The sequence below is a fragment of the Synechococcus sp. LTW-G genome, assembly GCF_054459035.1.
In genome coordinates, this window is sequence record NZ_JBTKYW010000007.1 from 82,516 (window position 1) to 90,013 (window position 7,498).

Here is a 7,498-nt window from a genome sequence, read left to right on the forward strand (position 1 = left end):
TCGATCATGACAAGTGAGGCGGACCAACCGGGCATCGGCGTTGGCACCTGGGCCTGGGGCAACCAGTTCCTCTGGGGCTATGACCCGCAGCGGGACGACGCTCGGCTGGAGCAAACCTTTCAGCGTTGCCTGGCACTGGGCTTTCGCTTCTTTGACACGGCGGACTCCTACGGGACCGGCCGACTGAATGGCCGCAGCGAGACGCTGCTGGGGCAATTCGCCATGCGCGCCACCCCCGACGAGCGCCAGCAGCTCTGCATTGCCACCAAGTTGGCCCCCTTCCCCTGGCGCCTGGGCCGGCGGGGCTACGACCGGGCCTTTGCCGCCTCCCAGCGGCGCCTGCAGGGCCAAATGAAACGGGTGCAGCTGCACTGGAGCACCGCCCGCTACGCCCCTTGGCAGGAACCGGCGCTGATCGATGGCCTGGCGGACCTGGTGGAGAGCGGAGCGGTCCCCAGCCTGGGGCTCTCGAACGTGGGGCCCAAGCGGCTGCGAACCATCCACCGGACACTCCAAGAGCGAGGAATTCCCATCAGCAGCCTGCAGGTGCAGTTCTCGCTGCTGGCCCCACAACCCCTTGCTGACGGGGGGATCCTGGACACCTGCCAGGAGCTGGGAATTGAGCTCATTGCCTACAGCCCCCTGGCCCTCGGCCTGTTGGGCCGCAGCGCTGGGGACCCCAGACCGCTGCCCCAAGGAACGCGCGGCAGCCTCTTCCGCCGCCTCGAGAGCTCCCTGGCCCCCTTGCGCCAAACCATGGAGGAGATCGCCAACGGCAGGCCGGGGGGCTTAGGGGCTGTGGCCTTGAACTGGTGCAGAGCCCATGGGGCCATGCCGATCCCCGGGCTCAGAAGCAGCGATCAAGTTGAGCAAGCCGCGGCGGCCCGGAGCTGGAGCTTGAGCAGCGACGAACGGCGCAGCCTCGATGCCCTCGCGGCCGCGCGCATGCCTGCCAATCCCTTTCAGAGCGCCTGAGGCCTAGTCACCACCCATTTCAGGGGAGGGATCGGGGGTGAGCACAACGGTCATCTGCTCACGCTCCGGTGCCTGGGGGGTTTCGATCCGACGGACCATCGGCACGACACGAGCCCGGGGGGGCTCAGGCGCGACCGGTTCAGGCGGCGTGACCTCCTCAGGCTCAGACGCACCCTCGTCACAGGCGGAGAGCGCCTCCTGCAGCAGCGAATCAAAGGTGGCACCAGGCAGACGGTGCCGGGCGATCTCCAGGAAGGCGCGGGCCAAGGATTCGCCAGCCGCAGCCTTCAGGGCCGGGTTGGTCCGACGCTGCTCCTGCTCCTCCTCAACGGCACGGATGAAGCGATCCGTGACATCCCGCTTGGTGGCCGCACGAATGCGCGTCTCCTGCTCCTGGGGGTTGAGGCTGAGCTGTTGATCGAGTTCCTCAAGGCGCCGGCAGAGGCTCTCCATCACCTCCTTGGCTTCCTTGCCCACATGGGCGAGCTGGCCATCGGAGAGGCGAGGGAGGTCAGCAACGAAAACCTTGCCGTGGTCCCTCAACGTCAAGAAGGTGGGCCGGACATTGCTGCGACCGGAATAGGGCTCGCGGCGCAGGGGACGATTGGGGGCGACCGGTCCAGCGGAGCTGCGGCGGCGGGTGATTCGCCCGGAGTTACCTACAAATGCAGCAGAAGATTGCGCGTTGAAAGACATCTCAAACAACCCTATAAACAACAGAACCTTGAACAGAAAGAAATCTGAACAACGGCCAATAGAACTGAATTACGGAACAACCACAAAACAGCTTGCGCGGAACCTAGGCAACAACTCAGGAGAAGGTGCCTTGTTCGTGCATGACTGAAGCAATTTGGCAGGTCCAGGCCGCCGGTTCAATACGGCAAACCCGCCAAGGGCTCTGCCCCAGCCTCGCCGGCCTCAACACTGCCCAGCAGCCAGGCGCGGTGCCCCGCCTCCTGGCAGACCGCGATCGCCCGCTCCACCTGAGCCTCGGGCAGCACAAGCGCCAGCCCCACCCCCAAGTTGAAGGTGTTCCAAAGATCCCGCTCTGGGACCTCGCCCTTCTCCTGCAGCCAGCGGAAGAGCGCGGGGCGCTCCCAGCTCCCCGGATCAATGCGGCCATGGACACCGGCAGGCAGGGTCCGCGGGAGGTTCTCCGGAAGCCCGCCCCCCGTGATGTGTGCCATGCCGTGGAGCGCCAACCCGTCCTGGAGGAGCCGCTGCACTAGTGCCGGGTAGAGCACTGTCGGCTCCAGCAGGGCATCGAGAACCGGCAGACCAGCCCCCTCCAGCGGGGTGGCAGCGGTCACGCCATGGGCCTCGAGGATGCGGCGCACCAAGCTGAAACCGTTGCTGTGCACACCGCTGCTGGCCACAGCAACGATGCGATCACCGGCCTGGACGCGGCTGCCATCAATCAGGTCATCCTCATCGACCACAGCCACACAAAAACCGGCGAGGTCGTAGCGACCAGGGCCGTAAAAGCCAGGCATCTCTGCGGTCTCACCGCCCAACAGGGCACAGCCGCTCTGGCGACAGCCATCGGCAATGCCCTCCACCACTTCCGCCATGGCTTCAGGCGTGAGCTTTCCGGTGGCGATGTAGTCCAGGAAAAACAGGGGCTGGGCGCCGCTGGTCACCACATCGTTGACGCACATGGCGACCAGATCGATGCCGACGCCGTGGTGACGGCCGTGGGCCTGGGCCAACTCCAACTTGGTGCCGACGCCGTCGGTCCCGGAGACCAACAGGGGCTTTTTGATCCCTTCAGGAATTCGGCAGAGCCCGCCAAACCCGCCCAGGCCGCCGACCACCTCAGGTCGGCGGGTGGACTCAACACTCGAGCGGATGCGCTCCACAAAGGCGCGCCCAGCCACCACATCAACGCCAGCGGTGCGGTAGTCCATGCCCTAGACGGCCGATCACTTCTCTGATCCTGCCCCGTCAGCCACCCCCAAGACCCGAAAACAAGTGGACAATTCCAAAATTGCACCACATTTCAATCAGTCGCACTGATGAAAGCCATGACTCCTGCTGATTAAAGAGTCGCAGCGCGTTATCGCTCAACCCAGGCGGGAAGAGTGTTTCCCAGTGAGATTGCCAATCCTGATGAATACGCCCACGCCGAAATATCAGGGAACGTTGATGCAAGTCCGACTAACTTTTGCCCGACCTTCTCAGTTCCAAGGAACACCTCAGCGCATCAGCTACAGAAACCTCGTGTTTTTGATGCTGATTCCAACGAGTTGCAATCCAACCAGTCGCCTCTTCGCGACTAGGTGTTCCGGTTGTTATGCGTCGTCTTTCTCTCCTCGGCGGCTTCGCACTCCTGCTCTCGGGCAGCAGCAACGCCAATCCGGTCTTGGCCACCAAGAGCCCTGCGATCCCTGAGATCCCAGCGGCCAAGTCGGTTGCCCTGCGGAACGTCGAGACCCCAGGAGCTGAGTCCGAAACCTTGAAGAAGCCCGCCGCACCGGCTCTTCCGATCGCGGTTCGCTCCGTCAGCACCGGTGAGGCCAGTTGGTACGGCCCCGGTTTCTACGGCAATCGCACCGCCAACGGCGAACTCTTCCGCCCCGGCACCTTGACCGCGGCGCACCGGACCCTGCCCTTCGGCACCAAGGTCCGCGTGACCAACCTGTGGAACGGCCGCAGCGCCATCGTTCGCATCAACGACCGAGGCCCCTTCCATGGCCGCCGGGTCATCGATCTCGCCCACGGTGCCGCCAGTCAGCTGGGTCTGATCTCCAGCGGTATCGCCCAGGTGAAGCTTGAGGTGCTGCAAGCTCAGTAGGGATTCACCCCTTCGCTGTGCAGCTGCTGCGAACCCGCGCCGAACTCGAGGCCTGGCGCCGGGCCTGCGCTGATCGCATCTTGCACTGCGTCCCCACGATGGGGGCCTTGCATGGGGGCCACGCCAGCCTGATCCGCCGGGCCAAGCAGCCAACCCCAGTGGATTGCAACCCACTGGTGCTGACCAGCGTGTTCGTGAACCCGCTGCAGTTCGGCCCCAACGAGGACTTCGCCCGCTACCCGCGCTGCCTAGAAGCTGATCTGAAGATCGCCCAGCAAGCCGGAGCCGACGCCCTTTTCGCACCAAGCGTGGAAGAGGTCTATCCCCAGGGGGAGTGTGAACTCACCCGCGTACAACCGCGGCCTTCGCTGCAAGCGGGACTCTGCGGCAGACACCGGGCCGGACATTTCGATGGGGTGGCCACGGTCGTCGTGCGCCTGCTGGCCCTGATCCGCCCCCAGGTTCTGCTGCTGGGCGAGAAGGACTGGCAGCAACTGCAGATCCTCAAGAGCGTCGTCCAGGATTTGGGCTTGCCGGTTCAGGTCTGGGGTTGCCCCACCTTGCGTGAGGCCGATGGCTTGGCCATGAGCTCCCGCAATCGCTACCTCTCCAGCGACGAGCGCCAGCGCGCCTCCGCCCTGCCCCAGGCGCTGCAGAAAGCCGCCCAGCGCTGCCTCGGGCAGCCGGAGCTCGAGCTCGCGCCAGTGCAAGCGGAGGTCCAACGGGCCCTGGAGGAGGCCGGCATGGTGGTGGACTATGTGGAGGCGCTGAAGCCCCAGAGCCTCCAAGCCCAACCCCGTCTGGGGGGACTGACCCTTCTGGCGGCAGCTGCCCACTGCGGCCCCAGCCGACTGATTGACCACGTCTTTCTCATGAGCCGAGCCCCAATCGTTGCCATCGATGGCCCTGCCGGCGCCGGCAAAAGCACCGTGACCCGAGCCTTTGCCGAACGGCTGGGGCTGATCTATCTGGACACCGGGGCGATGTATCGCGCCGTGACCTGGTTGGTGCGGGACCGCGCTGTCGACCCCAGCAAGGCTGAGGAGGTCGCTCCTCTCCTGGCCGATCTCGATCTGCAGCTCAGCAGCACATCCAGTGGTCAGCGGGTGAGCGTCAATGGCGTGGATGTCACCGATGCGATCCGCTCCCCGGAGGTGACGGCCCAGGTCTCTGTCGTTGCAGCCCACGGCTGCGTGCGCGAGGCCCTGACCCAGCAGCAACAGGCGATGGGCGCGCGCGGCGGCCTGGTGGCGGAAGGCCGCGACATCGGTACGGCCGTGTTCCCAGATGCCGAACTCAAGGTCTTTCTGACCGCCACCGTGAGCGAGCGGGCTCGGCGCCGGGCCCTCGATCTGGAACAGCGTGGTTTTGAGGTGCCGGAACGGGCGGATCTGGAAGCGCAGATTGCCGAGCGCGATCACCTGGACTCCACCCGGGCCGTGGCCCCCCTCACCCAAGCGGAGGATGCCCTTGAGCTGATCACCGATGGCATGGCCATCGACGCGGTGATTCAGCGGCTCGTGGATCTGTTCCGCGAGCGCGTTCCCCACGACGCCTGGCCAGACCCCAACTAGTCCCGCGTCAGGGTCTCCAGCAAGCCTGAACAGGCGTCCTCGAGCAGATCAAGGACGTGCTCAAAGCCCTGCTCACCGCCGTAATAGGGATCAGGGACTTCCTGGTCGCCAAAGCGGCGGCAATGGCTGGTCATCGGTTCCACCAGGGCCAAACCGGGGCGGGAGCCCAGCTCCGCCGCGAGGGCGCGAACGGCCCGCAGGTTGTCGTCATCCATCGTCAGGATGCGATCAAAACTGCTGAAGTCGGCCAACTCGATCTGGCGGGCGCGGCTGGGGAGGTGAATGCCGCGGTGCTCGGCGGCGGCGCGCATCCGCCGGTCCGCTGGGTGACCGACGTGCCAGCCGCCGGTGCCGGCACTGTCGACCACGAAGCGGTCCTCCAGACCCGCTTGGGCGATCAGGTGCAAAAAGACCCCCTCGGCGGCAGGCGAGCGGCAGATGTTGCCGAGGCAGACAAAGAGCAATCGTTGTTCAGCCATGGGCTTCCTCCAGCCGCTGCAGGGCGAGCGCAGCGCGCAGCTGCACCACCGCCGCTTCCTCCTCAGGGTTGTCCTGGAGCTGCCGCAGCGCCTGGCGCAGGGCCGACTGATCAGAGGCCTGAAGGGCCGTGAACCAGGTCTTGGCCAGATGCTCTAAACCGACGATGACGGCGTAGCGCACCACCCATTCACCGTCTCGGCAGCCATCGAGAAGAACGGCCAAACAGCGGCTCAGGCTGGCGCTGCGCTCTTCAGCGCTCAGGGCCTCCAAGCGCAACTGCCCAAGCCCGCGGGCCGCGGCACGACGGACGCTCGGACCGATGTCCTTGCCCAGGGCATCCTCAAGCACCTCAAGGCCGCGGACATCACCGATGCCCGCAAGGGCGCGGACGGCCCAGGCCCGGGCGCCGTAGTTGTAGCCGTCAATGTTGGAGAGGATCGTCTCGACCGCCGGGGTACCGATGGCCACCAGGCCATCGACGGCGGCCACTGCCGCTCCAGGGTTATTGAAACCAAGGATTTCCACCAGACAGGCCGCGCCATCGGGATGGGCGCTGGCGGCCAGGGCCTGGGTGGCCTGAAGCAGACCCAAGGCACTGTCCGCGCGGCGCACGGCCTCCACCAACTCAGCCACCTGGGAGGGGCTCATTGACATCGACGTCATGGCGGGATCAGAGCAGGTCATCCATGGCCTCCAACACCGCCACCGTGGAGGCATCCAACTGGGAGGGAGCCCCAGCGTCCTGGTTTTCCACTAAACCGCGCAGGGCAATCAACTTGAGGCTGTTCTCCGCCAGGGTCGCCGCAATGGCCGGCAGGGCTGGCCGCCAGCCCGCGCCCCCCAGATCCATCAGGGCCGCGCGGCGCACCTGCAGTTGCTGGTGTTGAAGCAGCGCCAGGAGCTGCTCTCCCCAGCGGGGCTCCTGGGTGAGTTGGAGTAGGGCGCGGCAGGCGGCGCTGCGGATCAGGGGACGCTCGTGCTGCACGAAGGGTTCAATCACGGCCACCACCTCAGCGGATCCCTCACCGATCTCACCGAGGGCCTCCAGGAGCGCTTCGCAGGGTTCCTGCAAGCGGGGGGTGCCGCTGCGCTGCGCGCCAGCGACCGCAGGACCACTGGCCAGACGCCGCTGCAAAGCAGGGACAGCACGCCGGGCTTTGAGTTCGCCCAGGGAGCGGGCCGCGGCTTCCCGCAGACCATCGTCCTCGTCCTCCAGGGTCGCCAGCAGATCGTCAATGGCGGCCTCGGCCGCCCCCCCCAGCTTCCCCAGGGCCCGGGCGGCATTTCGGGCCACGGCGTTCTCCTCCACACCGGCGCCGGCATCGCGGGGACGGCGTTGGCGCAGGGCCTCCTGCAGCAGCGGAACCGCATCGGGATGGCTGCTGCGATTGCGGCCCAACCACCAGGCGGCGTAGTACTGGGCGGAGGGGTCATCGCTCAGGCGCAGACGACGCAGGGCCTCCTCCTCAGAGATCGGATCGCCGTTCCCGGAGATCGGCGGGTCGGCGGGGCCGGCAACCATCGGTTTCCACAGGTTGCGGCGATGCTGCCACCGCCAGGGACCTTCGCAGGGCTTCCGGGCAGCGAACAGCAACAAAAAAGCCCCCCTTTCGGGGGGCTCGCGTCGAGACTTTGCCGTCTCTGCTTTGGGGCTGAAAATCAGACCAGAGCAGCG

8 protein-coding genes are annotated in these 7,498 nt (G+C 66.1%); 3 read left to right on the top strand and 5 right to left on the bottom strand.

All coding sequences use genetic code 11. The features are described 5' to 3' along the window. Nucleotides 1-6: 6 nt before the first annotated feature. Complete coding sequence (locus tag ACXIQ9_RS10985) at nt 7-975, top strand: aldo/keto reductase (RefSeq protein WP_424163575.1); 969 nt, start codon at nt 7-9, stop codon at nt 973-975. Between the two features lie 3 nt (nt 976-978). Here the strand turns inward: ACXIQ9_RS10985 and ACXIQ9_RS10990 are convergent, their stop codons facing one another. Both ACXIQ9_RS10990 and purM read right to left on the bottom strand, forming a co-directional pair. Continuing rightward, nucleotides 979-1,671 carry a 2-hydroxyacyl-CoA dehydratase gene (locus ACXIQ9_RS10990; RefSeq protein WP_050778426.1) on the bottom strand — a complete coding sequence of 231 codons (693 nt, stop codon included), beginning with the start codon at nt 1,669-1,671 and terminating at the stop codon, nt 979-981. 176 nt (nt 1,672-1,847) lie between these two features. Further along, nucleotides 1,848-2,882, bottom strand: a complete 1,035-nt coding sequence (gene purM / locus ACXIQ9_RS10995; RefSeq protein ID WP_459016672.1) for a phosphoribosylformylglycinamidine cyclo-ligase — start codon at nt 2,880-2,882, stop codon at nt 1,848-1,850. 386 nt (nt 2,883-3,268) lie between these two features. On the opposite strand from purM, the gene ACXIQ9_RS11000 reads away from it, so the two are divergent. Next, entirely contained in the window at nt 3,269-3,769 is a 501-nt protein-coding gene (locus ACXIQ9_RS11000) for a septal ring lytic transglycosylase RlpA family protein (protein ID WP_296416088.1), read from the top strand. A gap of 17 nt (nt 3,770-3,786) precedes the next feature. Further along, entirely contained in the window at nt 3,787-5,343 is a 1,557-nt protein-coding gene (locus ACXIQ9_RS11005; RefSeq protein WP_459016673.1) for a bifunctional pantoate--beta-alanine ligase/(d)CMP kinase, read from the top strand. Here ACXIQ9_RS11005 and ACXIQ9_RS11010 read toward each other — a convergent pair. Genes ACXIQ9_RS11010 through ACXIQ9_RS11020 form a run of 3 tightly spaced genes read right to left on the bottom strand, consistent with a single transcriptional unit; the run spans nt 5,340 to nt 7,345 of the window. Next, a complete protein-coding gene (locus tag ACXIQ9_RS11010; RefSeq protein WP_459016674.1) occupies nt 5,340-5,822 on the bottom strand; it encodes a low molecular weight protein-tyrosine-phosphatase in 483 nt (160 codons plus the stop codon). The two genes, ACXIQ9_RS11005 and ACXIQ9_RS11010, sit on opposite strands and share 4 nt — an antisense overlap. Continuing rightward, nucleotides 5,815-6,486, bottom strand: coding sequence for a HEAT repeat domain-containing protein (locus tag ACXIQ9_RS11015; protein WP_424163578.1), 672 nt, complete (start codon nt 6,484-6,486; stop codon nt 5,815-5,817). The genes ACXIQ9_RS11010 and ACXIQ9_RS11015 overlap by 8 nt, the downstream gene beginning before the upstream one ends. Nucleotides 6,487-6,493: 7 nt before the next feature. Then, nucleotides 6,494-7,345 (bottom strand): HEAT repeat domain-containing protein, encoded by an 852-nt coding sequence (locus ACXIQ9_RS11020; RefSeq protein ID WP_247476216.1) that lies wholly within the window; start codon nt 7,343-7,345, stop codon nt 6,494-6,496. Nucleotides 7,346-7,498: the final 153 nt, after the last annotated feature.